This window comes from Streptomyces sp. NPDC003393 (assembly GCF_053589015.1).
This window is the reverse complement of the sequence record NZ_JBSFRB010000006.1, coordinates 68,667-93,413: the sequence shown is the minus strand read 5'-3', so window position 1 is coordinate 93,413 and position 24,747 is coordinate 68,667. Positions and strand designations below refer to the sequence as shown.

Here is a 24,747-nt window from a genome sequence, read left to right as displayed (position 1 = left end):
ATGACCACCCGCACGCCGCTGATGGCGGGCAACTGGAAGATGAACCTCAACCACCTCGAGGCCATCGCCCACGTCCAGAAGCTCGCCTTCGCCCTGGCCGACAAGGACTACGAGGCCGTCGAGGTCGCCGTCCTGCCGCCCTTCACCGACCTGCGCTCGGTGCAGACCCTGGTCGACGGCGACAAGCTGAAGATCAAGTACGGCGCCCAGGACATCTCGCAGCACGACTCCGGCGCGTACACCGGCGAGATCTCCGGCCCGATGCTGGCCAAGCTCAAGTGCACCTACGTGGTGATCGGCCACTCCGAGCGCCGTCAGTACCACAACGAGACCGACGAGCTGGTGAACGCCAAGGTCAAGGCCGCCTACAAGCACGGCCTGACCCCGATCCTGTGCGTCGGCGAGGAGCTGACGGTGCGCGACGAGGGCAACCACGTCTCCCACACCCTCACCCAGGTCGAGGGCGGTCTGAAGGACCTCCCGGCCGAGCAGGCCGAGTCGATCGTGATCGCCTACGAGCCGGTGTGGGCCATCGGCACCGGCAAGGTCTGCGGCGCCGAGGAGGCCCAGGAGGTCTGCGCGGCGATCCGCGGCAAGATCGCCGAGCTGTACTCCCAGGAGCTGGCCGACAAGGTCCGCATCCAGTACGGCGGCTCCGTGAAGGCGGGCAACGTCGCGGAGATCATGTCGCGGGCCGACATCGACGGCGCCCTGGTCGGCGGCGCCTCGCTGGACGCCGACGAGTTCGTCAAGATCGTCCGCTTCCGCGATCAGTGAGCCGGACGTGAGTAGGCGGTAGCGGCGATACGTCGTACCCTGGCGGGGGCACAGCCGAGGCGCCGTGCCCCCGTCGTCCATCCGAGTCCGAGGAAGTTGGTCCAGCCGTGGTTCTGGGGTTCTCGATCGCCCTGATCATCTTCAGCCTGTTGCTGCTGCTGCTGGTGCTGATGCACAAGGGGAAGGGCGGCGGCCTCTCCGACATGTTCGGCGGCGGCATGCAGTCCTCCGTCGGCGGCTCCTCGGTCGCCGAGCGCAACCTCGACCGCATCACCGTGGCGATCGGTCTGCTGTGGTTCGCGTGCATCGTGGTCCTCGGCATCCTGATGAAGTCCAGCAGCTGACCGCTGAAGTCCGGCAGCTGACCGGGTTCAGCGGCTGACGAGGTGCGCCGGCGCGCCGTCGGCCGGTGCACACCGCACATTCCGTACGTAAAGCCCCATGGTCGGTACGCGCTTCGGAGCGCGGCCTATCATGGGGCTTGCGTCTGTGGTGGGGGGCAGGTAACTCCAATCACTGGACGCGCGTTGGGCCTTACGTAGACTGAGGCGCTCGCAGCGAAGCGGAACGCCGACTCGCTTCGCGGCACCATCACGCAGGGAGTTACACCGTGGCAAGTGGCAACGCGATCCGAGGAAGCCGGGTCGGGGCGGGGCCGATGGGCGAGGCCGAGCGCGGCGAGTCCGCGCCGCGTCTGCGCATCTCCTTCTGGTGCTCCAACGGGCACGAGACACAGCCCAGCTTCGCCAGCGACGCGCAGGTCCCCGACACCTGGGACTGCCCGCGCTGCGGCTTCCCGGCCGGTCAGGACCGGGACAACCCGCCGGACCCGCCGCGCACCGAGCCGTACAAGACGCACCTGGCGTACGTGCGGGAGCGGCGCAGCGACGCGGACGGTGAGGCGATCCTGGCCGAGGCGCTCGCCAAACTGCGCGGCGAGATCTAGGACTTCACGTCCGGCCGGTGCCCGTGGGCATGGAGCCGGACCTGCTTCGTTCCCCGGCCGGCAGGTAGCCGCGGACCGATTGTCAGTGGTGCCCTCTACGGTTTGTGCATCGTACGAATCGCGAGGGGGCAAGGACATGACGACGGCCGGGGCGGTGCGGGCAGCCGGGACGGTGGTGGGCCCAGCGTGGCGTGGGGCGTTCGGGCGGCTGTGGAGCGCCGCCGTGCTGTCCAGCTTCGGTGACGCGCTGCGTACGGCGGCACTGCCCCTGCTGGCCGCCTCGCTGACCGATGACCCCCTGCTCATCGCCTCGGTCACGGCCTGCGGTTATCTGCCCTGGATCGTCTTCGGTCTGCTGGGCGGCGCCGTCGCCGACCGGGTGGACCAGCGGCGCGCGATGTGGACGGTGGACGCGGTACGCGGCGTGCTGGTCGGCGGCTTCACGGTGGCCGTCGCCCTCGGGCACGCCTCGATCGCCCTGCTGATCGCCCTGGCCTTCGCTCTCACCACGCTCCAGACGCTCTTCGACAACGCCGCCACGGCCCTGCTGCCCGCCCTCGTGGACCGCGAGGCGCTCGGCAGCGCCAACGCCCGACTGATGACGGGGCAGCGCGTCGCGGGCGGGTTGCTGGGTGGCCCGGCGGTCCCCCTGCTGATCGCCGCCGCGGCGTTCGCTCCCTTCGCCGTCGACGCCGTGACCTTCTTCGTGGCCGCCGCCCTGGTCGCCTCGCTGCGGACGAGCGCACCCGAGCAGAAGCCGAGACAGCCGGGCAGCACCCTGCGCCGCGAGATCGCCGACGGCCTGCGCATCCTCGGACGGGACCGGGCGCTCAGGGCCCTGTGCGCCGCCACGGCCCTGTGCAACGTCGGCATGGGCGCCCTCATCGCCACCCTGGTCGTCGTGGTGACCGGCTGGCTGCACGCCGGCCCCGGCGGATACGCGGCGGCGACGACCGCCTACACGGTCGGCAGCCTGGCCGGGGGAGCGGTCAACAGCCGGATCGTGGCGAGGCTGGGCCGCATACGGGCCGTGTTCCTGGCCGGCACCGTGCAGATCGCCGCCCTGGTGGTCATCGGCTCGGTGCGCAGCATGGTCGCCCTGGTGGCCGCGCTGGCCGTCTTCGGCCTCATGGGCATGGTGTGGAACGTCAACACCACGACGCTGATGCAGCAGCGCAGCCCAGCCGACATGCTCGGCCGGGTCAGCGCGGCCTTCCGGACCCTCGCGGTCGCCGGAGCGCCCCTCGGCGCGGTGCTCGGCGGCGTCGTCGCCACCGCCTGGGGCGCCAACACCCCGGCGCTGCTCACGGCGGCGTTCTTCGTCCTGTCCGTCACCGCTCTGATACCCGCACGCGGGCAGCACGCAGGAGCGGTCGCGCCGGAGCACCAGGTGCCCCCGCCGCCGACCGCGTGACACACACTCAGGTGCCGGGTCGTCAGTCAGGTGGGACCGGCGGCGGGGCAGGAGACAGCGGGGAACAGGGCAGGCCACCGGCTGACCCTGCCGCGGTCCCGCCTCCGGCGCGCCCCGGGACGGACCGCCGGGCCGGGGCTCAGGCCACCGCGCTCAGCGTGTCCGCGAGCCGTCGCCGCGCCGCCCGGGACGCGGGCAGGGCGGCGAGTCCCGCGGCACCGGCCACCGCCGCTACCCCGAACAGCAGCAGGAGCAGCGGGGAGGGGCCCGCGGCGATGCCGGCACCGATGCCGCTGGAGCGGCCCTGGGCGTCGATCAGCCAGTGGGCCAGGGGCAGACCGGCGGCCGCGGCGATCACCACGGCCGCCAGGGCGGTGCAGCCGGTGGCCGTCACGGTGATCGCGGTGATCTGGCGCGGCGAGAGGCCCATCGCCTTCAGGGCCAGCAGGTCCCGCTCGCCCTCGCGCACGGTGCCGCCGATCGCGGTCAGCAGCTCGACCAGGCCGATCAGCGCGAGCACACAGACCAGTCCGGCGACCACGGCCCGCAGCGGGGACAGCCCGTCGACCGGGTTGGTCACGGCGTGCACGTCCAGGTGTCCGTGACCGGCCGCGAGCAGGGCGGCGGCGACCTGGTGCGCGTCGGCGCCGGGGCGCAACCGCAGCTGGTAGAGGGTCGGGGCGAGGTGCGGGTCGTTCTCGCGGAGGGTGTCCAGTGAGGTGGAGATGACCCGGCCGCCGTTCTCCGGCTCGATGCTGCGGCCCACGATGTGCAGGATCTGCGGCTGCTCGCCGACCGTCATCCGCACCCAGTCGCCGACCCGCACGTCGAGGAGGTCGAGCAGGCCCTGCCCCGCGACCGCCTCGTCCGGGCCGTGGGCGAGGCGCCCCTCGGCGAGGGTGTACGGGTAGGGGTTCTGCCGAGTGCCCAGGCCCCGCAGGGCGATCGTCGCGGTCTGGCCCGGGACCAGCGCCGCCGTCTCCACACCCGGGTAGACGGCGGCGACCCGGGGCTCGCGGTCCAGCAGGGCCCGCGTCCCCCGGTCGCCGAGGGTGCCGTCCCCGCGCACGGTGAGCGCGGCGGGCAGCCCGAGGTGCTCGGGCCGGCTGTGGAACCGGTCGATGGTGGTCCAGGCGCTCATCGCCACCACGATCAGCAGCAGCGGCAGCGCGAGCCGGCCGATCGTGGCGAGGGTGCGCGGACGGCGGGCGAAGGCCTGGTGCCCGCCGAGGACCAGGGCGGGCGGCAGGCGCAGACCGAGCAGCCGCAGGGCCAGGGCCCGGCGTGCCGCGCCCGGCAGCCGCCCGCCGGGCACGGTCGCACGGCCCGGCCCCGGCACCGGAGGCACCCGGCCCGCCCGCCAGGCCGCGAGCCCGGTGACCGCACCGATGAACAGCACCGCGCCCACCGGCACCACGACCAGCGCCGCCGCGTGCCCCGGCAGCCCCTGCCACACCCCGACCGCGTCACCCAGCCGCCCCGGCACGCGGGCACCCAGCCCCTGGATGAGGGCCGCCGCGGCCACCGCGCCCAGCACGGCGTACGCCACGTGCTGGAGCAGGAAGATCCGGACCACCTGGCCGGGTGTGAAGCCGATCGCCTTCAGCACCGAGATGTCCCGCAGATGACCGCGGATCCGGGTGCCGATCGCCCCGTGCACCGCGAAGGCGGCGGCCACCAGCGCGCCCAGGCCGAACAGGCCCAGCACCTGGCCGAGCAGCCGGTTGTCGCCCTGCGCCTGGGCCTGTGCCTGCCGCCAGGTGGAGACCTCGGTGACCGAGCCGGCGCCGAGCACGGTGACGGCGCGCTGGACCGCGTAGTCGGTGTCGTCCGGGTCGGCCAGGCGCAGGCCCACGACCTGGCCGCGGGGATCGCGCACGGCGGACGGCACCGCCCAGACGAGTCCGGGCCGATCACCGGGGCCGTAGCGGGGTTCGGCGCTGTCGGCGATGCCCACGACGGTCAGCGTCCGGGCCGTGCCGGGCAGTGTCAGGGTGTCCCCGGGTTCGGCGAGCAGGGCACGGGCCAGGCTGTCCTGCAGCACCACGCCGTCGGGCCGGGCCGGGTCGAGCCAGTGGCCCGAGACGAGCAGCGGGCGGCCGACGGCGGGCCGCCCGGGAATGCCGCGCAGTTCGGCCGACGCGCGGGTGCCGCGGACGGAGACGGTGACGGACTCGGTGGCGTAGGGGCCGGCGACGGCGTCCACGCCGTCCAGCGCGGCCAGCCGGTGGGTGTCCGCGGACGGCAGCGCGTGGATCCACACATGCGCGCCGCGCGCCTGCGTGAAGACCCGCTGCCAGGGATTGGTGGCGTAGCCGAACAGCGCCGTGGCGAGCAGCAGCGAGGCGACGATGCCGGCGGTCGCCAGCACGAGGAACAGCGCCTCGCCGCGGTGCGTCCGCAGATCGGAGTGCGCCCAGCGCAGGGTGGCACGCATGGGGTCAGTCCCTCAGCTCCAGTACGCCGGACGTCCCGGCCCGGCGGGACGGCGTGCCGTCCAGCTCCGCGTCGTCGGCTATGCGGCCGTCGAAGAAGGAGATCACCCGGTCCGCGGCGCTCGCCAGCCGGGCGTCGTGGGTGACCAGGACGATGGTCTGGCCGCGCTGGTGGAAGCGGGACAGCAGCCGCATCACCTCACGGGTGCCCTTGCTGTCCAGGCTGCCGGCCGGCTCGTCGGCCAGCAGCAGCGGGGGCCGGTTGACCAGGGCACGGGCCAGCGCGACGCGCTGCTGCTCGCCGCCGGACAGCTCGCCCGGCATGCCGCGCTCCTTGCCCTCGAGTCCCAGCTCGGCCAGCAGTTCCTGCCGCTCGGCGCGAGCCTGCTTCGGGGAGCGGCCGGCGAGCAGGGCGGGCAGCTCGACGTTGTCGCCGACCGACAGGTTGGAGACCAGGTTGAAGAACTGGAAGACGATCCCGATGACCTTCCGGCGCTCCTCCGCCCAGCGGGCCTCGCTGTAGGAGTCGGTGCACCGGCCGTCCAGCCAGTAGCTGCCCTCGTCCGGCCGCTGGAGGCCGCCCAGCAGATGCAGCAGCGTCGACTTGCCGGCGCCGGAGGGACCGGTGACGGCCACGAATTCGCCGCGCGCCACCTGAAGATCCACCCCGCGCACGGCACGGGCGGGCGCACCTTCGCCGTAGTGCGTCCTGACGAGGCCCTCGGCGCGCAGCAGCGGGGTGGCATGGTCGCTCACCGCGGCTCCTCCAGTTCCTCCTGGCACCGTTCCAGCCAGTCCAGGTCGGCCTGGAGGTGCAGCATGGCGCCCTCGATCAGCAGATGGGCGATTCGGTTGTCCCGGTTCTCGGCCGCGGCCAGCTTCGACAGGTTGCGCATGGTGTTGAGGTACTGACGCCGCTGCTTGTTGATGAGGGCGATCTGGTCGGCGAGGCCGGTCTGCGGGGCGAGGGCGAGCTTCATGAAGAACTCGTCCCGCACCCGCGGCTCGTCCTCGGGCTCCGCGAACCAGGCGCGCAGCTCCTCACGTCCGGTGTCGGTGAGGTGGTAGATCTTCTTGTTGGGCCGGCTGGACTGCTCGACCTCCTCGCCCTCGATCAGTCCCGACTTCTCGAGGCGGCCGAGGGTCACGTAGATCTGGCCGACGTTCGGCTGAGGGTACGCGGAGCCCAGCAGTTGCTCAAGGTCCTGCTTGAGCTCGTAGCCGTGGGCGGGGCCGCGCGCGAGGAGTGCCAGGAGGGGCAGGCGCACTCGTGCTCTCCTCCTGTCCTCTCACAATGTGCTCCAGGCCCTAGTATCGCCCATACCTAACAGGTATACATGGCCTCTGACTCCCGGGCGAGGGTGCCCGGAGCCAGGCGTACGTGTTCAGGGAGGAACCTATGCGGTGGATACACGCCACCGGTAGGGGCCTTCTCGCACTCGTCGTGATCCTCACCGGGTACGTCGCCTCCGGCGCCCACGCCGAGGAGGGCGCGGACGACGGCCGCGGCCCGCTCACCCTGGCCACCGCCGGGGACCTCACCGGCTATCTCGGCCCCCTCCTCCAGGGCTGGAACCGCACCCACCCCGGCGAGCGGGTCACCCTCGTCGAGCTGCCCGACTCCGCCGACGAGACCCACGCGCAGATGACCACCGACCTGCGCGGCGGCGACCGCAGCCGCTTCGACGTGCTCAACATCGACGTCAACTGGACCTCGGAGTTCGCCGCCGCCGGCTGGATCCGGCCGCTGCCGCGCGACCGCTTCCCGCTGAAGACCTTCCTGCCGCCGGTCGTCGACACGGCCACCTACGACGGGCGGCTGTACGCCGTCCCCTATGTCACGAACGCCGGACTGCTCCTGTACCGCAAGGACATCCTCGCGAAGGAGGGTGTGCCGCCGCCGCGCACCTGGGCCGAGCTGGAACACGACGCGAAGACCATCGCGCCCAAGTACGGACTGGGTGGTTACGCGGGCCAGTTCCTGCCGTACGAGGGCCTCACCGTCAACGCGGCCGAGGCGGTGTACTCGGCGGGCGGCACGATCCTCGGCGACGAGGGCGCGCGCGTCACCGTCAACTCCGCCGCGGCCCGCGAGGGCATCGGATTCCTCGCGCGCGGCTTCCGGGAGGGCTGGATCCCCAAGGCGGCCCTCACCTACAAGGAGGAGGAGTCCAAGCAGGCCTTCCAGGACGGCCGGCTGCTCTTCCTGCGCAACTGGCCCTACGCGTACGCCGTCGCCGCCGCCCCGGGGTCCGAGGTCGCCGGGAAGATCGGCGCCGTGCCGCTGCCCGGCCCGGACGGCCCGGGCACGAGTGTCCTCGGCGGCTCCAACCTCGCCGTCAACACCCATGCGCGGCACCCCGACTCCGCCGCCCGCCTGATCGCGTACCTGACCAGTGAGCGCGTCCAGCGTCAGGTGCTCACACGGGGCTCGCTGCCGCCGGTGCGTGCCGCGCTCTACGAGGACCCCGCCCTCGTGGAGCGGTTCCCGTATCTGCCGACCTTGCGCGCCGCCGTCCTCTCGGCCGCGCCGCGTCCCAAGAGCCCGCACTACGACCAGGTAAGCCTGGTGGTGCAGGCCGTCGTGCACGACGCGCTGACCGGGCGTCAGACGCCCGAGCAGGCCGTGCGCCGGCTGGCGCGGGAACTCGACGCCATCGCCCGCCGATAGGGCCGTCCCCTTGGCCCGGGCTCCTCGCCTAGTTACTTGTTAAGTAACGCTGCCATCACTTCTGCGTCGATTCCGTCCGGACAAGTCCGGATTTCACAGGTCAACTGCCCAGTAGCTTGTGCCTGGTTCGTTGACATGCTCGTGAAACACCTACATAACATGCATGCATAACGACTGCTCGACAGAGACAAGGCAATGGGTTGAACAGGCATCGTTGGTGGCGCGACGCGGTGATCTACCAGGTGTACGTCCGCAGCTTCCTGGACAGCACCGGCGACGGCGTCGGTGATCTGGCCGGGGTCCGGGCCGGGCTGCCGTATCTGAAGAAGCTCGGTGTGGACGGGATCTGGCTGAGCCCCTTCTATCCCTCACCGCAACACGACCACGGCTACGACGTGGCCGACTACTGCGACGTCGACCCGCTCTTCGGGGACCTCGCCGAGTTCGACCTGCTGATCGCGACCGCCCGCCGGCTGGGCGTCAAGGTGCTGCTGGACATCGTCCCCAACCACTGCTCCACCGAGCACCCCTGGTTCCGTGAGGCGCTCGCCTCCCCGCCCGGCAGCCCGGCCCGCACCCGCTTCCACTTCGCCGACGGCCGCGGCCCCGACGGCACCGAGCCGCCGAACAACTGGCACGCCATGTTCGGCGGCCCCGCCTGGACCCGCGTCACCGAGGCCGACGGCCGCCCAGGCCAGTGGTACCTGCACATGTTCACGCCCGAGCAGCCCGACTGGAACTGGCGCGATCCCCAGGTCCCCGCCGAGTTCGACCGCGTCCTGCGTTTCTGGCTGGACCGGGGCATCGACGGCTTCCGCATCGACGTCGCCGCCGGCCTCTTCAAGCACCCGGAACTACCCGACTCCCCGGACCCGGAGGCCGACGCCCGCACCCGCGACTCGGTCAATCCGCTCGCCTGGAACCAGCCCGAGGTGCACGACGTGTGGCGGCACTGGCGTTCCGTCTGCGAGGAGTACACGGCCCGCGACGGCCGCGAACGCCTCCTCGTCGGCGAGGTGTCCGTACCGAACGCCCGTGAACACGCCCGGTACGTCCGCCCCGACGAGCTCCACCAGGCGTTCTTCTTCGACCTGCTCAGCGCGCCCTGGGACGCGGACGCCTTCCGCAAGGTCGTCTCCGAGGCCATGCAGGACATAGCCGGCACGGGTTCGACCGTCACCTGGGTCCTCAACAACCACGACCAGGTCCGCAGCGTCACCCGCTACGGCGAACCCGTCACCGAGGGCAGCGGCCGGGGGACCGTGCCCCTCCCGGAGCAGCCCCTGGGCGCGGCCCGCGCCCGCGCCGCGGCCCTGCTGATGCTGGCGCTGCCCGGAGCCGCCTACATCTACCAGGGCGAGGAACTGGGCCTGCCCGAGGTCGTCGACCTGCCCGACGACGTGCTCACCGACCCGATCTTCCGCCGCACCGGCAGCCGTGCCCGCATCCGCGACGGCTGCCGCGTCCCGCTGCCGTGGTCGGGCCAGGCCTCCCCGTTCGGCTTCACCTCCGGAGCCGAGGGCGCCAAGCCCTGGCTGCCGCAGCCCGAGTACTTCGCCGAGTACGCCACCGACCGCGCCCTCGCCGACACCCGCTCCTTCTGGCACCTGTACCGCGACGGTCTGCAACTGCGGTCCTCACTACCCCAGTTGGGCGAAGGCACGCTGCGTTGGCTGGACACCTCGCCCGGGGTCCTCGCCTTCGCCCGCGGTGACGGCCTGGTCTGCGCCGTCAACTTCGGCACGGCCCCCACGCCCGCCCCCGTCCCCGGCACCCCGCTGCTGGCCAGCGGTCCCTGCCCACCCGGAGTGCTCGCCGGGTCCACCGCCGCCTGGTGGATCGCCGACGACACCGACCTGTGAACCCGTCAGTTCTCCATCCCCCGAAGGGACATCCACGATGATGCGACGACGTACCGCCCTGCTCACCGGCTGCACCGCCCTCGTCCTCGCCCTCGGCGCCACCGCCTGCGGCGGCGACCCGGTCTCGGCGGGCGGCGGCGACAAGGAACTGAGCGGCCAGACCGTCACCGTCGCCGGCGTCTGGTCCGGCAGCGAGCAGAAGAACTTCCAGAAGGTGCTGGACGCGTTCACCGCCAAGACCGGCGCCAAGACCCAGTTCGTGTCCACCGGCGACAACGTCTCCACCGTCGTCGGCAGCAAGATCGAGGGCGGCAACGCCCCCGACGTGGTGATGGTCCCGCAGGTCGGCGTGCTCCAGCAGTTCGCGAAGAAGGGCTGGCTCACCCCGCTGTCCGCCACCACCCAGAAGGAGATCGACGCGGGCTACGCGCCGGTGTGGAAGAAGTACGGCAGCGTCGACGGCGCCCTGTACGGCCTGTACTTCAAGGCCGCCCACAAGTCGACCGTCTGGTACAGCCCCGACGCGCTCACCCAGGCCGGCGTCCAGCCGCCCACCACCTACGACGCCATGCTCAAGGCCGGGCACACCGTCTCCGACTCCGGGCTCGCCGCCTTCGCGGTCGCCGGGCAGGACGGCTGGACCCTCACCGACTGGTTCGAGAACATCTACCTCTCCCAGGCCGGCCCGGAGAAGTACGACGCCCTCGCCGCGCACCGGCTGAAGTGGACCGACGCCAGTGTGGTCAAGGCGCTCGGCACCCTCGGCAAGCTGTTCAAGGACAAGCAGCTGATCGCGGGCGGGCAGAAGGAGGCCCTCAACACCGACTTCCCCGGTTCGGTGGAGAAGGTGTTCGGGCCCAAGCCGCAGGCCGGCATGGTCTACGAGGGCGACTTCGTCGCCGGCGTCGCCCACGACCAGTTCGGCAGGACCATCGGCAAGGACGCGAACTTCTTCCCCTTCCCCGCCGTCGACGGCGGCAAGGCGCCCGTCGTCAGCGGTGGTGACGCCGCCGTCGTGCTCAAGGACGGCAAGAACGCCAAGGCCGGCATGAAGCTCCTGGAGTACCTGGCCACCCCCGAGGCCTCGGCCGTGTGGGCGAAGGCGGGCGGCTTCCTGTCCCCGAACAAGAAGCTCGACCTGGCCTCCTACGGCGACGACGTCACCCGGGCCACCGCCAAGTCCCTGGTCGACGCGGGCGACTCGGTCCGCTTCGACATGTCCGACCAGGCCCCGGCGGCCTTCGGCGGCACCAAGGGCACCGGCGAGTGGAAGCTGCTCCAGGACTTCCTGCGCGACCCGTCGGACCCGAAGGCCACCGCGGCGAAGCTGGAGGCCGCGGCGGCCAAGGCGTACCAGGGCCAGGGCTGAGCGGTCATGACCGCCACCACCGTCACCAAGAAGCGGGCGGCGAGCTCTGTGCCGCCCGCCGGTCCGGCCGGCCGCGCGCGCCGCGAGCGGCGGCGCGGCCGGATCGTCGCCCTGCTGTTCGCGTTCCCCGCGCTGCTGCTGCTCGGCGCGCTCGTCGTCTACCCGGTGCTGTTCTCCGTCGGCCGCAGCTTCTTCGACGCCTCCGGCACCCGCTTCGTCGGCGGCGACAACTACACCGAGATGTTCCGCGACCCGGCCACCCTCAAGGCCATCCGGAACACCGTGATCTGGGTGGTCGTCGCCCCGGCGCTGCTGACGGGACTGGGCTTGATCCTCGCCGTGCTGGTGGAGAAGGTCCGCTGGGCCACGGCGTTCAAGCTGCTGCTGTTCATGCCCATGGCGGTGTCCTTCCTCGCCGCCGGGATCATCTTCCGGCTCGCCTACGACCAGGACCCCGACAAGGGCGTGCTCAACGCCGCCGTCGTCTCCGTCCACGACGCCTTCTCCGGCACCTCTTCGTACCCGACGGCACGGGCCCGCACCGGACCGCACGGGCTCACCCAGGGCCGAGACGGCTCGTACACCACGAACGCGGCCGTGTCGCCGGGCGCGACCGTGTCGCTGCCGATGGTCGGCGTGCTGCCCGAGGACCTGCCGAAGGACGCCTCGCCCGCCTGGCCGGCGGCCGGACGCAAGGCCGCCGCCGGCGAGGTGCGCGGGGTCGTCTACCTGGACTTCACACCCGGCGGGTCGGGCACCCAGGGCAAGATCGACCGGCGCGAGAACGGCCTGCCCGGGATGAAGGTCGAGGCTGTGCGCGACGGGCGGACCGTCGCGTACGCCACCACCGCCTCCGACGGCTCCTTCCGCTTCTCCGGCCTGTCCGCGGGGTCGTACGCCCTCCGGCTCCCCGAGTCCAACTTCGCTCCGCCCTACCAGGGCGTCTCCTGGCTCGGGCCGACGCTCGTCACTCCGGCGATCATCGGTGCGTACCTGTGGATCTGGACCGGGTTCGCGATGGTGCTGATCGGCGCCGGACTGTCCACGCTGCCGCGCGACGCGCTGGAGGCGGCCCGGATGGACGGGGCCAACGAGTGGCAGATCTTCCGCCGCATCACCGTGCCGCTGCTCGCCCCGGTGCTGACGGTCGTCTTCGTCACGCTCGTCATCAACGTGATGAAGGTGTTCGACCTCGTCTACATCATCGCGCCCGGGCCGGTGCAGGAGGACGCGACCGTGCTCGCGACGCAGATGTGGCTGGTGTCCTTCGGCGGCGGCAACAACCAGGGACTGGGCAGCGCGCTGGGTGTGCTGCTTCTGCTGCTCGTCATCCCCGCGATGGTCTTCAACGTCCGCCGCTTCCGAAGGAGTCAGCGATGAACGCGGTCAGGAGGGGCCTGGGCAACGGGCTCGTGCAGGCCTTCCTCGTGGTGATCGGCCTGGTCTGGCTGACGCCGCTGGCCGGGCTGTTCGTGTCCTCGCTGCGGTCGGCCCAGGACACCGCCAAGGGCGGCTGGTGGACGGCGCTGACGAGCCCCGGCCAGCTGTCCTTCGACAACTACTCGGCGCTGCTGAAGAACGCGGGCATCACCCAGGCCTTCTGGAACACCGTGCTGATCTCGGTGCCGGCGACCGTGCTCGTCGTCGTCATCGCCGCGCTCGCCGGATACGCCTTCGCCTGGCTGGACTTCCCCGGCCGCGAGCCGCTGTTCCTGCTGGTGGTGGCGATGCTGGTGGTGCCGGTGCAGATCGGGCTGCTGCCGGTGGCCAAACTCTTCGGGCAGCTGGGGTTGTTCGGCACGATCCCCGGTGTCGTGCTGTTCCACGTGGCGTACGGGCTGCCGTTCGCGGTGTTCCTGCTGCGGAACTACTTCGCGGAGATGCCGAAGGAGATGCTGGAGGCCGCGCGGATGGACGGGGGCGGGGAGTGGCGCATCTTCGTACAGCTCGTGCTGCCCGTGGGCCGGCCGGCGATCGCCAGCCTCGCGATCTTCCAGTTCCTGTGGGTGTGGAACGACATGCTGGTGGCGCTGTTGTTCGCGGACAGTTCGTCGCAGCCGTTGACGGTTCAACTGCAGTCGCAGATACGGCAGTTCGGAAGCAACATCGATGTGCTGGCGCCGGGGGCGTTCCTGTCGCTGGTGGTGCCGGTGGCAGTGTTCTTCGCGTTCCAGCGGCACTTCGTGCAGGGGGTCATGGCCGGATCCGTCAAGTAGGGCCGGACCGCGGGACGGGCAGGGGGGTGGTGCGGAAACCGCGCCACCCCCCTGCCCGTGGGCTCACGCCGAGGCCGGCGGGTACAGCGACCTCGGGAGCTGGGAGGCCGCCGCCGTGTCCAGGAGCCACAGGGTGCGGGCGCGGCCGTGGGCGCCCGCCGCGGGGGCCTGGATCTCGCCGGCGCCGGAGAGGGCCATGGCCACCGCGTTCGCCTTGTCCTCGCCCGCCGCCAGCAGCCAGACCTCACGGGCCGAGCGGATCGCGGGCAGGGTGAGGGAGATACGGGTCGGCGGCGGCTTGGGGGAGCCGTGGACGCCGATCACCGTGCGCTCCGTCTCCCGGACCCCCGGGTGCTCCGGGAACAGCGACGCCACATGGGTGTCCGGGCCCACGCCGAGCATCAGCACGTCGAAGGTCGGCACCGCGCCGTGGTTCGCGGGACCGGCCGCACGGGCCAGTTCCTCGGCGTAGGCGTCGGCCGCGGCCTCGACGTCCGTGCCGTACGGGCCGTCCGAGGCGGGCATGGCGTGCACGCGCTTCGGATCCAGCGGCACCGAGTCCAGCAGCGCCTCCTCGGCCTGCGTGATGTTGCGCTCCGGGTCGCCCTCCGGCAGGAACCGCTCGTCGCCCCACCACAGGTCCAGACGGCCCCAGTCGATCGCGTCCCGGGCCGGAGCCGCGGCCAGCGCGGCCAGCACGCCGTTGCCGTTGCGGCCGCCCGTCAGGACCACGTTCGCCGCACCCGTCGAGGCCTGGGCGTCCACGATCTTCGTGATCAGCCGGGCCGCGGCGGCCTGCGCCATCAGTTCCTTGTCGCGGTGCACGACCAGCTGAGGAGTGCTCACTTCGCCGCCGCCTTCCGGCTCGTCGACTTCCGGGCGGTCCGGGAGGCCGCCCGCTGCGCGGGCGCCTTCGCCGTGTCCTCCTCGGCTGTGGCGACGGCGACCGGCCCCTCCTCGTCGAGCACCGGCCCGGTGGCGCCGGCCAGCCGGTCCACGCCGAAACGCAGTGCCGACGCGTAGGTGTCGTCCGGGTCGAGCCGCCGGAGCTCCTCCGCGATCAGCTCGGCCGTCTCCCGCCGCTTCAGCGCCACCGCACGCTCCGGCTGCCCCTGGATGGCCAGGGTCGCCAGCCTGCCGTCGCCCCGGTCCAGCTTGATCGGGCCGCAGTTGGTGTCCAGCCGGACCGCGGTCAGCCCGGGCCCGGCCGACGGCGAGCGCTTCACCGGGACCTCCAGCCGGTCCGCGAGCCACATCGCCAGCAGCTCGCAGCTCGGGTTGGACTCCTCGCCCTCCACCTCGACCGACCGGACCTCGCAGGTCACCTGGTCCAACGCGGCCGCCAGCATCGAGCGCCACGGCGTGATCCGGGTCCACGCCAGGTCGGTGTCACCGGGGTGGTAGGCCTCGGCGCGCGCCGACAGCTCGCGCAGCGGGTCCTCGCAGGCGTAGGTGTCGGTGACCCGGCGCTGGGCCAGCGCGCCCAGCGGGTCGTTCGCCGGGTCGAGCGGGGCGCTGACCGGCCACCACACGACGACCGGCGCGTCCGGCAGCAGCAGCGGGAGCACCACCGACTGGGCGTGGTCGCACACCTCGCCGTACAGCCGCAGCACCACCGTCTCGCCGGTGCCGGCCTCCGCACCCACCCGGACCTCGGCGTCCAGCCGCGACGACGTGCGGTCACGCAGGGTGCGCGAGACGCGCCGGATGACGACCAGGGTGCGCGAGGGATGCTCGCGGGAGGCGTCACCGGCGGCCTTGAGGGCGTCGTAGGCGTTCTCCTCGTCGGTGACGATGACGAGGGTCAGCACCATGCCCACGGCCGGGGTGCCGATCGCCCGGCGGGCCTGCACCAGCGCCTTGTTGATCTTCCCGGCCGTGGTGGCCGTCAGGTCTATCTTCATGGCCGGCGCCAGCTCCGTCCGTCTCGTGCGAGCATCTCGTCCGCCTCGGCCGGCCCCCAGGTCCCGGACGCGTACTGCGCGGGCGTGCCGTGCTTGTCCCAGTACTCCTCGATCGGGTCGAGGATCTTCCAGGACAGCTCGACCTCCTCCGTGCGCGGGAAGAGGTTGGCGTCGCCGAGCAGCACGTCCAGGATCAGGCGCTCGTACGCCTCCGGGCTGGACTCGGTGAAGGACTCGCCGTAGGCGAAGTCCATCGACACGTCCCGGATCTCCATCGAGGTGCCCGGCACCTTGGAGCCGAAGCGGACCGTCACGCCCTCGTCCGGTTGGACGCGGATGACGACCGCGTTCTGGCCCAGCTCCTCCGTCGCCGTGGTGTCGAAGGGGGAGTGCGGGGCCCGCTGGAAGACCACCGCGATCTCGGTGACCCGGCGGCCCAGCCGTTTGCCGGTGCGCAGATAGAAGGGGACGCCTGCCCATCGGCGGTTGTCGATCCCCAGCTTGATCGCCGCGTACGTGTCGGTCTTCGACTTCTTGTCGATGCCCTCTTCCTCGAGGTAGCCGATGACCTTCTCACCGCCCTGCCAGCCGCCCGCGTACTGCCCGCGCACGGTGGACTCGCCCAGGTCCTTCGGCAGCCGGACGGCACCGAGCACCTTCTCCTTCTCCGCGGCCAGCGCGTCCGCGCCGAAGGAGGCGGGCTCCTCCATCGCGGTGAGCGCGAGCAGCTGGAGCAGGTGGTTCTGGATGACGTCGCGGGCGGCGCCGATCCCGTCGTAGTAGCCGGCCCGGCCGCCGATGCCGATGTCCTCGGCCATGGTGATCTGCACATGGTCCACGAAGGACCGGTTCCAGATCGGCTCGAACATCTGGTTGGCGAAGCGCAGCGCCAGGATGTTCTGGACGGTCTCCTTGCCCAGGTAGTGGTCGATGCGGAAGACCTGCTCCGGCTCGAACACCTCGTGCAGGACCCGGTTCAGCTCCTCGGCCGACTTCAGGTCGTGACCGAAGGGCTTCTCGATGACCGCGCGCCGCCAGGAGCCGCCGGTCTGCTCGGCCAGGCCGTGCTTCTTCAGCTGCTGGATGACGACCGGGAACGACTTCGGCGGCACCGACAGATAGAAGGCGAAGTTGCCGCCCGTGCCCTGCGCCTTGTCCAGCTCCTCGATCGTGCCGCGCAGCCGTTCGAACGCCTCGTCGTCGTCGAAGGTGCCCTGCACGAAGCGCATGCCCTGGCTGAGCTGTTGCCAGACCTCCTCGCGAAACGTCGTGCGCGCGTGCTCCTTGACGGCGTCGTGCACGACCTGGGCGAAGTCCTCGTGCTCCCAGTCGCGGCGGGCGAAGCCCACCAGCGAGAAGCCCGGCGGCAGCAGACCCCGGTTGGCGAGGTCGTACACGGCGGGCATCAGCTTCTTGCGCGAAAGATCGCCCGTGACCCCGAAGATGACCAGGCCCGACGGCCCCGCGATGCGCGGGAGCCGTCGGTCCGCGGGGTCACGGAGCGGGTTCGCTCCGGTACCGGAAAGCGGCGACAAGGTGTCAGCCCTCCGTGGGAGCGAGGCGCTCCAGCTCCGCCTCGGTCGACTTCAGCAGGTCGATCCAGGACGCCTCGAACTTCTCGACGCCCTCGTCCTCCAGGAGCTGGACCACCTCGTCGTAGGAGATGCCGATCTTCTCCAGCGCGTTCAGGTCGGCGCGGGCCTGGTCGTAGGTGCCGCGGACGGCGTCGCCGCGGATCTCGCCCTGTTCCTCGGTGGCCTCCAGCGTGGCCTGCGGCATGGTGTTCACCGTGTTCGGCGCCGCCAGCTCCTCGACGTACATGGTCGGCTTGTACGCCTTGTCCTTCACACCGGTGGAGGCCCACAGCGGACGCTGCTTGTTCGCGCCCGCCTTCTCCAGCGCGTTCCAGCGGTCGGAGGCGAAGACCTCCTCGTACGCCTGGTAGGCCAGACGCGCGTTGGCCACGCCCGCCTTGCCGCGCAGTGCCTTGGCCTCGGGGGTGCCCATCTCGTCGATGCGCCGGTCGACCTCCGTGTCCACGCGGGAGACGAAGAACGACGCCACCGAGTAGATCTTCGACAGGTCCAGGCCGCGCTCCTTGGCCTTCTCCAGTCCGGTCAGGTAGGCGTCCATGACCTCGCGGTAACGCTCCAGCGAGAAGATCAGCGTGACGTTGACGCTGATGCCGTTGCCGATGGTCTCGGCGATCGCCGGCAGGCCCGCCTGGGTGGCGGGGATCTTGATCAGCGTGTTCGGGCGGTCCACCAGCCAGGCCAGCTGGCGGGCCTCGGCGACGGTCGCCTTGGTGTTGTGCGCCAGGCGCGGGTCGACCTCGATGGAGACCCGGCCGTCCTGGCCGTCGGTCGCGTCGTAGACCGGGCGCAGGATGTCGGCGGCGTCCCGGACGTCCGCCGTGGTGATCATGCGGAGGGCCTCCTCGACGGACACCTTCCGGGAGGTCAGGTCCGACAGCTGCCGTTCGTACCCGTCGCCCTGCGAGATGGCCTTCTGGAAGATCGTCGGGTTGGTGGTGACGCCCACGACGTGCTGCTGGTCCATCAGCTCGGCGAGGTTGCCGGACGTGATCCGCTTGCGCGACAGGTCGTCCAGCCAGATCGCGACGCCTTCGTCCGTGAGGCGCTTGAGTGCGTCTGTCATGGAAATTGCATCTCCTACGTGTCGTTTATGTGAGCGTCAGCGCTGGGCGGCGGCGATGGATTCCCGGGCCTTGGCGGCCACGTTCTCGGCGGTGAAGCCGAATTCGCGGAAGAGCACCTTGGCGTCGGCGGAGGCACCGAAGTGCTCCAGGGAAACAATGCGCCCCGCGTCTCCCACGTACTTGTGCCACGGCTGACCCACGCCCGCCTCGACCGCGACGCGCGCTCGCACGGCGGGGGGAAGGACGCTGTCCCGGTACCCCTGGTCCTGCTCCTCGAACCACTCCTGGGAAGGCATCGAGACCACACGGGTGGGAACGCCGTCGGCCTGGAGCTGCTCGCGCGCCTCGACGGCCACGTGCACCTCGGAACCGGTGGCGATCAGGATCACCTCGGGCTCCGCGCTCTGCCCGTCGGAGCCCTCCGCCTCGAAGAGGACGTAGCCGCCGCGCGCCGCGTCGTCGTCGGGCTCGTACGTGGGCACGCCCTGGCGGGTCAGCGCCAGACCGTGCGGGGCGCCCTTGCCGAACTCCTTGGTCCAGCGGCTGAGGATCTCCCGCCAGGCGATCGCGGTCTCGTTGGCGTCGGCCGGGCGGACGATGTTCAGGCCCGGGATCGCGCGCAGCGAGGCCAGGTGCTCGACCGGCTGGTGGGTGGGGCCGTCCTCGCCCAGGCCGATGGAGTCGTGCGTCCACACGTACGTCACCGGCAGGTGCATCAGCGCGGACAGCCGCACCGCGTTGCGCATGTAGTCGGAGAACACCAGGAAGGTGCCGCCGTAGACGCGGGTGTTGCCGTGCAGCGTGATGCCGTTCAGCTCCGCGCCCATGGAGTGCTCGCGGATGCCGAAGTGGATGGTGCGGCCGTAGGGGCTCGCCTCGGGCAGCGGGTTGCCCTCGGGCAGGAACGACGACGTCTTGTCGATCGTGGTGTTGTTCGAACCGGCCAGGTCGGCCGAGCCGCCCCACAGCTCCGGGATCACCTCGCCGAGGGCCTGGAGCACCTTGCCGGACGCGGCACGCGTGGCCAGGCCCTTGCCGGCCTCGAACACCGGGATCTTCTCGTCCCAGCCCGTGGGCAGCTCCGCCTTCGCGATCCGGTCGTACTCGGCGGCCCGCTCGGCGTTCGCCTCGCGCCAGGCCTGGAAGGACTTCTCCCACTCGGCCTTCGCCTGCCGGCCGCGCTCCAGGGCCTGGCGGGTGTGGCCGATGACCTCGTCCGCGACCTCGAAGTGCTGCTCGGGGTCGAAGCCCAGGACGCGCTTGGTGGCGGCGACCTCGTCCTCGCCGAGCGCCGAGCCGTGCGCGGCCTCGGTGTTCTGGGCGTTCGGGGCCGGCCAGGCGATGATCGAGCGCATCGCGATGAAGGACGGCCGGTCGGTGACGGACTTGGCCTTCTGGATCGCCGCGTAGATCGCCTGCGGGTCCAGGTCGCCGTCCGCCTTGGGCTCCACGCGCTGCACATGCCAGCCGTAGGCCTCGTAGCGCTTGACGGTGTCCTCGGAGACGGCCGTCTCGGTGTCGCCCTCGATCGAGATGTGGTTGTCGTCCCACAGCAGGATCAGGTTGCCCAGCTGCTGGTGGCCGGCCAGCGAGGACGCCTCGGCCGAGATGCCCTCCTGCAGGCAGCCGTCACCGGCGATGCAGTAGATGTAGTGGTCGAACGGCGACTCGCCCGCGGGGGTCTCGGGGTCGAACAGGCCGCGCTCGTAACGGGCGGCCATCGCCATGCCCACCGCGTTCGCCACGCCCTGCCCCAGTGGGCCGGTCGTGGTCTCCACGCCCGTCGTGTGCCCGTACTCCGGGTGACCGGGGGTCTTCGAACCCCAGGTGCGGAAGGCCTTCAGATCGTCCAGCTCCAGGCCGAAACCGGCCAGGTACAGCTGGGTGTAGAGGGTCAGCGAGGAGTGGCCGGCGGACAGCACGAAACGGTCGCGCCCCACCCACTGCGGATCCGCCGGGTCGTGCCGCATCACCTTCTGGAACAGGGTGTAGGCGGCAGGAGCCAGGCTCATCGCCGTACCGGGATGGCCGTTGCCGACCTTCTGTACGGCATCGGCGGCCAGGACACGCGCGGTGTCCACCGCGCGCTGGTCCAACTCGGTCCACTCGAGGTCTGTGGTGGTCGGCTTGGTGCTCACCCTGGGTCAGGGCTCCTCTCCACATGTCGGATGCCGGTACACGTGAGCGCGCACCGGCTGCCGGCGTTTCTCGCGTCGGCCGGCCATTGCTGAGCCTACCCCCGTAAGGACGTGCATTTTTTCGAGTCATTCCAGACTGCCGGGACTCTCCGAAATCCGCCTCCCGACCGGCCGGAACCATATTCGGCAACTGAATACGGAGCCGCTCATCCGATCGCTCAATCGAGCCGAGCCGCGCCCGTCGGAAGGGTGCGGAGAAGGGGCCCGTATGGGTGTCGGGAAGTGCGGTCGCAAGCGTGTCGGGAGGGATGGAGGAAGCTCATGCGGAAGGCTTTCCGAAAGACTGTTCCCTTCGCTATTGCGAAACACCGTCGCCCCGGCCGTTCCGGTCGCCGTTCTGCCGGGTCCGAGCCGCATCACCGCTTCGGTGGCCCGCGCCCCGCCGCGAGGACGGTCACCGCGGCCCGGCCAACACGACCGACCCCCGCGAAGGCCGGGGTCTGGGCAACGTCTACAGTGGCGTGGTACGCGCGGCCCTTACCGAACGTTCACGGTGCGGGTTCGCTGGGATGTCTCTGTCAGGGGTGTGCGTGACGGCCGTCGAATCCCGTCCTGGGGGTACCACCCAGGCCCTCGAGGCTCTGGGGGAGGGTGAGCTCGGTGCGAGCCAGAACCCGAGGCGCAGGCCGTTCGGGGCCCGGATCAAGGCGTTCGTGGCTCTGACGAAGCCGCGGATCATCGAGTTGCTGCTCATCACCACCGTTCCGGTGATGTTCCTGGCGCAGCAGGGGGTGCCGGACCTCGAGCTGGTGCTGCTCACCTGTGTCGGCGGCTACCTGTCCGCGGGCGGCGCCAACGCGCTGAACATGTACATCGACCGTGACATCGACGCGCTCATGGACCGCACCTCTCAGCGCCCGCTGGTCACCGGGATGGTCAGCCCCCGCGAGTGCCTGGTCTTCGGCATCACCCTCGCCGTCGTCTCGACGCTGCTGTTCGGTCTGACCGTCAACTGGCTGTCGGCGTGGCTGTCACTCGGAGCGCTGCTCTTCTACGTCGTCGTCTACACGATGATCCTCAAGCGGCGTACGTCGCAGAACATCGTCTGGGGCGGCATCGCCGGCTGCCTCCCGGTGCTCATCGGCTGGTCGTCCGTCACGAACTCCATGTCGTGGGCGCCGGTCATCCTCTTCCTCGTGATGTTCTTCTGGACGCCGCCGCACTACTGGCCGCTGTCCATGAAGGTCAAGGAGGACTACGCGCGCGTGGGCGTGCCGATGCTCCCGGTCATCGCCTCCAACAAGGTGGTCGCCCGGCAGATCGTTCTCTACAGCTGGGTGATGGTCCTGGTCTCCCTGCTGCTGACCCCGCTCGGGTACACGGGCTGGTTCTACACGGTGGTCGCGCTCGCCGCGGGCGGCTTCTGGCTCTGGGAGGCGCACGGGCTGCAGAACCGGGCGAAGGCCGAGGCGACCGGCGCCAAGCTGAAGGAGATGCGGCTGTTCCACTGGTCGATCACCTACGTGTCGATCCTCTTCGTCGCGGTCGCGGTGGACCCCTTCCTGCGCTGAGACGACCGCTCGGGACGGGCGGGGTGCGTGGTCAAGGCCACGCACCCCGCCCGTCGCCGTTCGATCTACTCGTCGGTAGGCTCCTGCCATGGCAGACACGCAGCAGGTTGACCCCAAGGCCGAGCGCAAGGCGACCCGTCTCGCCCGGCGGATCGGCTCCTTCTCCAAGGCCCACGGCGGCGCCGAGGGCCAGGTCGCGTACATCGGACAGCGCGGCGCCCGGATCGTCCTGGTGGGCGAGGACGGCGCCTGGGGCGACATCGTGGCTCCCACGTACGCCATCGCCGAGGAGGCCGTGCGGAAGTCCGGGATCACCGTCCACGAGGCGTTCGAGGGCGAGTTCGCCGCCAAGGTGAGGACGGGCCCCTACGAGTGGTCCCGCATGGCCGGCATCCAGCTGGGCGGCCCGAGCAACCGCTGACCGGGACGCCGGTCTCGGCACCAGCAACACCTGAGAGCCGGTTCACCCGTTAGGCCCCGTGGAGGAAGTGGTCCAGCCACGGGAGAACCGGATGATCGAGACGCCGACGCCGTCCCTCGTGGACCAGTACTGCCACGGCGTACTGAGAACGGAGCTGGGCCTCGGCACCTTCGAGGCCCAGCTGGCCCGGACCGAGGGCCCGCCCGCGCCCGGCACCACCCTCTTCGACACCCAGACCGGCTTCGCGGTACGCCGCTGGTGCCCCCCGCTGCTCGGCCTGGAGCCGCACTGTCCGCCGGCCCGTTACCTCGCCCGGCGCCGGGAACTGGGCGTCCTGGAGGCCGGGCGCAGACTGCTGCGCGGCAGCGGCATCACGACCTACCTCGTCGACACCGGACTGCCCGGTGACCTCACCGGTCCGGGCGAGATGGCCTCGGCCGGCGCCGCCGCCGCTCATGAGATCGTGCGCCTGGAACTCCTCGCCGAGCAGGTCGCCGACACCTCCGGCACCGTCGAGTCCTTCCTCGCCAACCTCGCCGAGTCGGTGCACGGCGCCGCCGCGCACGTCGTCGCCTTCACCTCGGTGGCGGGCGTACGCCACGGTCTGGCGTTCGCGCCGGAGCCGCCCGGACCGGGGGAGGTGCGGGGCGCCGCGGGGCGCTGGCTGGCCGGGCGGCGGGTCGGCGGGGAGCTGAGCGATCCCGTGCTGCTGCGTCACCTGCTGTGGATCGCGGTGGCCTCCGGGCGGCCTCTTCAGCTGCACGCGGGCCTCGGCGAGCCGGGCCTGCGCGTCGACCGCACCGATCCGGTGCTGCTCACGGACTTCGTCCGGGCGACGGCGGGGCTGGGCACGGACCTCGTCCTGCTGCACGGCTACCCCTACCACCGCCACTCCGCCCACCTCGCCGGCGTCTTCCCGCACGTGTACGCCGACTCGGGCGCCGCCCTGGTGCGCACCGGTGCCCGGGCCGCCACGATCCTCGCCGAGACTCTGGAACTCGCCCCCTTCGGCAAGATCCTCTTCTCCAGCGGCGCCCATGGCCTGCCCGAGCTGCACGTGGTGGGGGCGAGCCTGTTCCGCGAGGCGCTGGCGAGGGTGCTCGGGGCCTGGGTCGCGGAGGGCGCCTGGGCGCCGGGGGACGCACAGCGGGTCGCGGGGCTGGTGTCGGCGGGGAACGCGCGGCGGGTGTACGGGCTGGAGTGACGGCCCGAGGGTGGCCCCTCGAAGTGGCCTCTCAAGGGTGACCCTTGTCGGGCGGTCCCTGTAGGGCGGCGGCCGGGGGCAGGCCCTGGGCCGGGGCCCTACGCCTTGGCCAGGGAGGCGGGCTCGGCGGGCCGCTCCGGAAGGTCGGTCACCGTCCCGGGCCGTTCACGCAGCGACAGCAGCACCCGCAGCACCCCGATCCACATCAGGCACGAACCGAGCATGTGCAGGCCGACCAGGAACTCGGGGAGGTGCGTGAAGTACTGCACGTAGCCGATGACGCCCTGGCCGAGCAGGACCAGGAACAGATCCCGGGTGCGGTCCAGCGGTCCCTTCGGCGCGTCCACGGCCTTCAGCACGAACCACAGCGCGAACGTCAGCGTCACCACGATCCAGGCCAGCACCGCGTGCAGCTTGGCGACCGTCTCCCAGTCGATCGGGATGCGGGCCACCTCCTTGGAGTCGCCCGCGTGCGGACCCGCCCCGGTCACCACCGTGCCCACGGCCACCAGCAGGCCGCTCGCCGCGACCAGGAACCACACCAGCTGCTGCACCGCCTTGCCGACCAGCGGGCGCGGTGCCGTGTCACCCTCGCGGGAGCGCTGCCACATCACCGTTGCCACCGTGATCAGCGCCGTGGACAGCAGGAAGTGCGCCGCCACGGTGTAGGGGTTCAGTCCGACGAGGACCACGATGCCACCGAGCACCGCGTTGCCCATGACGATCCAGAACTGCCACCAGCCGTGCCGGGTCAGGCTGTGCCGCCACGGCTTCTGCGCGCGGGCCGCGATGATCGCCCAGCCGACGGCGGCGCACAGCACGTACGTCAGCATCCGGTTGCCGAACTCGATCACCCCGTGGAAGCCCATGGCCCGGGTGGTGGTCAGCGAGTCGTCGGTGCAGGTGGGCCAGGTCGGGCAGCCCAGACCGGAGCCGGTCAGGCGGACGGCGCCGCCGGTGACGACGATGACGACCGCCATGAGGAGCGCGGCGAGGGCCGCCCGCTGGACGGTCCGCGGGTGCGGGGTCCAGCGTTCGGCGATGAAGGCGAGCGGGTTGCGCACGACGGACACGGCGTCGTCGCGGGTCAGCTTTGGCACGCGTTCCATCGTAGGGCGCCGCTTGTGCACGCTTTCACGAGGGTCCATCGGATGCCTCTC

The 24,747-nt window shown here is 71.4% G+C and carries 21 protein-coding genes; 12 read left to right on the top strand and 9 right to left on the bottom strand.

What is annotated here, in order from left to right:
- From tpiA to ACWDUZ_RS08505, 4 genes are all read left to right on the top strand, one after another.
- Entirely contained in the window at positions 1–777 is a 777-nt protein-coding gene (gene tpiA / locus ACWDUZ_RS08520; protein WP_451631043.1) for a triose-phosphate isomerase, read from the top strand.
- A gap of 107 nt (positions 778–884) precedes the next feature.
- Positions 885–1,121, top strand: coding sequence for a preprotein translocase subunit SecG (secG, locus tag ACWDUZ_RS08515; protein WP_451631042.1), 237 nt, complete (start codon positions 885–887; stop codon positions 1,119–1,121).
- A 314-nt stretch (positions 1,122–1,435) separates the two neighbouring features.
- Positions 1,436–1,723 (top strand): RNA polymerase-binding protein RbpA, encoded by a 288-nt coding sequence (locus tag ACWDUZ_RS08510; protein WP_004002138.1) that lies wholly within the window; start codon positions 1,436–1,438, stop codon positions 1,721–1,723.
- A gap of 136 nt (positions 1,724–1,859) precedes the next feature.
- On the top strand, positions 1,860–3,137 hold the full coding sequence (locus tag ACWDUZ_RS08505) for an MFS transporter (RefSeq protein ID WP_451631041.1): 1,278 nt from the start codon (positions 1,860–1,862) through the stop codon (positions 3,135–3,137).
- A gap of 139 nt (positions 3,138–3,276) precedes the next feature.
- Here the strand turns inward: ACWDUZ_RS08505 and ACWDUZ_RS08500 are convergent, their stop codons facing one another.
- Genes ACWDUZ_RS08500 through ACWDUZ_RS08490 form a run of 3 tightly spaced genes read right to left on the bottom strand, consistent with a single transcriptional unit; the run spans position 3,277 to position 6,840 of the window.
- On the bottom strand, positions 3,277–5,574 hold the full coding sequence (locus tag ACWDUZ_RS08500) for an FtsX-like permease family protein (protein ID WP_451631040.1): 2,298 nt from the start codon (positions 5,572–5,574) through the stop codon (positions 3,277–3,279).
- Between the two features lie 4 nt (positions 5,575–5,578).
- Positions 5,579–6,367, bottom strand: coding sequence for an ABC transporter ATP-binding protein (locus ACWDUZ_RS08495; RefSeq protein ID WP_451631193.1), 789 nt, complete (start codon positions 6,365–6,367; stop codon positions 5,579–5,581).
- Complete coding sequence (locus ACWDUZ_RS08490) at positions 6,325–6,840, bottom strand: PadR family transcriptional regulator (RefSeq protein WP_451631039.1); 516 nt, start codon at positions 6,838–6,840, stop codon at positions 6,325–6,327. The genes ACWDUZ_RS08495 and ACWDUZ_RS08490 overlap by 43 nt, the downstream gene beginning before the upstream one ends.
- Positions 6,841–6,971: 131 nt before the next feature.
- Between ACWDUZ_RS08490 and ACWDUZ_RS08485 the strand changes: the two genes are divergently transcribed.
- From ACWDUZ_RS08485 to ACWDUZ_RS08465, 5 genes are all read left to right on the top strand, one after another.
- Positions 6,972–8,243 carry an ABC transporter substrate-binding protein gene (locus ACWDUZ_RS08485; protein ID WP_451631038.1) on the top strand — a complete coding sequence of 424 codons (1,272 nt, stop codon included), beginning with the start codon at positions 6,972–6,974 and terminating at the stop codon, positions 8,241–8,243.
- A 200-nt stretch (positions 8,244–8,443) separates the two neighbouring features.
- On the top strand, positions 8,444–10,105 hold the full coding sequence (locus ACWDUZ_RS08480; RefSeq protein WP_451631037.1) for a glycoside hydrolase family 13 protein: 1,662 nt from the start codon (positions 8,444–8,446) through the stop codon (positions 10,103–10,105).
- Between the two features lie 37 nt (positions 10,106–10,142).
- On the top strand, positions 10,143–11,474 hold the full coding sequence (locus ACWDUZ_RS08475) for an ABC transporter substrate-binding protein (RefSeq protein ID WP_451631036.1): 1,332 nt from the start codon (positions 10,143–10,145) through the stop codon (positions 11,472–11,474).
- Positions 11,475–11,480: 6 nt separating this feature from the next.
- Positions 11,481–12,854, top strand: a complete 1,374-nt coding sequence (locus tag ACWDUZ_RS08470; protein WP_451631035.1) for an ABC transporter permease subunit — start codon at positions 11,481–11,483, stop codon at positions 12,852–12,854.
- A complete protein-coding gene (locus ACWDUZ_RS08465) occupies positions 12,851–13,690 on the top strand; it encodes a carbohydrate ABC transporter permease (RefSeq protein WP_451631034.1) in 840 nt (279 codons plus the stop codon). The genes ACWDUZ_RS08470 and ACWDUZ_RS08465 overlap by 4 nt, the downstream gene beginning before the upstream one ends.
- 63 nt (positions 13,691–13,753) lie before the next feature.
- On the opposite strand, the gene pgl is transcribed toward ACWDUZ_RS08465, so the two are convergent.
- Genes pgl through tkt form a run of 5 tightly spaced genes read right to left on the bottom strand, consistent with a single transcriptional unit; the run spans position 13,754 to position 20,391 of the window.
- The gene (gene pgl / locus ACWDUZ_RS08460) at positions 13,754–14,494 is read right to left on the bottom strand and encodes a 6-phosphogluconolactonase (RefSeq protein ID WP_451631192.1); all 741 of its coding nucleotides are present in this window, start codon (positions 14,492–14,494) and stop codon (positions 13,754–13,756) included.
- A gap of 38 nt (positions 14,495–14,532) precedes the next feature.
- Positions 14,533–15,594: a glucose-6-phosphate dehydrogenase assembly protein OpcA gene (opcA, locus tag ACWDUZ_RS08455; RefSeq protein WP_451631033.1), complete on the bottom strand. Its 1,062-nt coding sequence runs from the start codon at positions 15,592–15,594 to the stop codon at positions 14,533–14,535.
- Positions 15,591–17,129, bottom strand: a complete 1,539-nt coding sequence (gene zwf, locus ACWDUZ_RS08450; protein WP_451631032.1) for a glucose-6-phosphate dehydrogenase — start codon at positions 17,127–17,129, stop codon at positions 15,591–15,593. Before zwf ends, opcA begins: the two co-directional genes overlap by 4 nt.
- Positions 17,130–17,133: 4 nt before the next feature.
- Complete coding sequence (gene tal / locus ACWDUZ_RS08445; RefSeq protein WP_451631031.1) at positions 17,134–18,252, bottom strand: transaldolase; 1,119 nt, start codon at positions 18,250–18,252, stop codon at positions 17,134–17,136.
- Between the two features lie 36 nt (positions 18,253–18,288).
- Complete coding sequence (tkt, locus tag ACWDUZ_RS08440) at positions 18,289–20,391, bottom strand: transketolase (RefSeq protein ID WP_451631030.1); 2,103 nt, start codon at positions 20,389–20,391, stop codon at positions 18,289–18,291.
- Between the two features lie 584 nt (positions 20,392–20,975).
- Between tkt and ACWDUZ_RS08435 the strand changes: the two genes are divergently transcribed.
- From ACWDUZ_RS08435 to ACWDUZ_RS08425, 3 genes are all read left to right on the top strand, one after another.
- Positions 20,976–21,962 (top strand): heme o synthase, encoded by a 987-nt coding sequence (locus ACWDUZ_RS08435; RefSeq protein ID WP_451631191.1) that lies wholly within the window; start codon positions 20,976–20,978, stop codon positions 21,960–21,962.
- An 88-nt stretch (positions 21,963–22,050) separates the two neighbouring features.
- Positions 22,051–22,383, top strand: coding sequence for a hypothetical protein (locus ACWDUZ_RS08430; RefSeq protein ID WP_451631029.1), 333 nt, complete (start codon positions 22,051–22,053; stop codon positions 22,381–22,383).
- Positions 22,384–22,474: 91 nt separating this feature from the next.
- On the top strand, positions 22,475–23,587 hold the full coding sequence (locus tag ACWDUZ_RS08425) for an amidohydrolase family protein (RefSeq protein WP_451631028.1): 1,113 nt from the start codon (positions 22,475–22,477) through the stop codon (positions 23,585–23,587).
- A 98-nt stretch (positions 23,588–23,685) separates the two neighbouring features.
- Here the strand turns inward: ACWDUZ_RS08425 and ACWDUZ_RS08420 are convergent, their stop codons facing one another.
- Positions 23,686–24,696 carry a COX15/CtaA family protein gene (locus ACWDUZ_RS08420; RefSeq protein WP_451631027.1) on the bottom strand — a complete coding sequence of 337 codons (1,011 nt, stop codon included), beginning with the start codon at positions 24,694–24,696 and terminating at the stop codon, positions 23,686–23,688.
- Between the last annotated feature and the right edge of the window lie 51 nt (positions 24,697–24,747).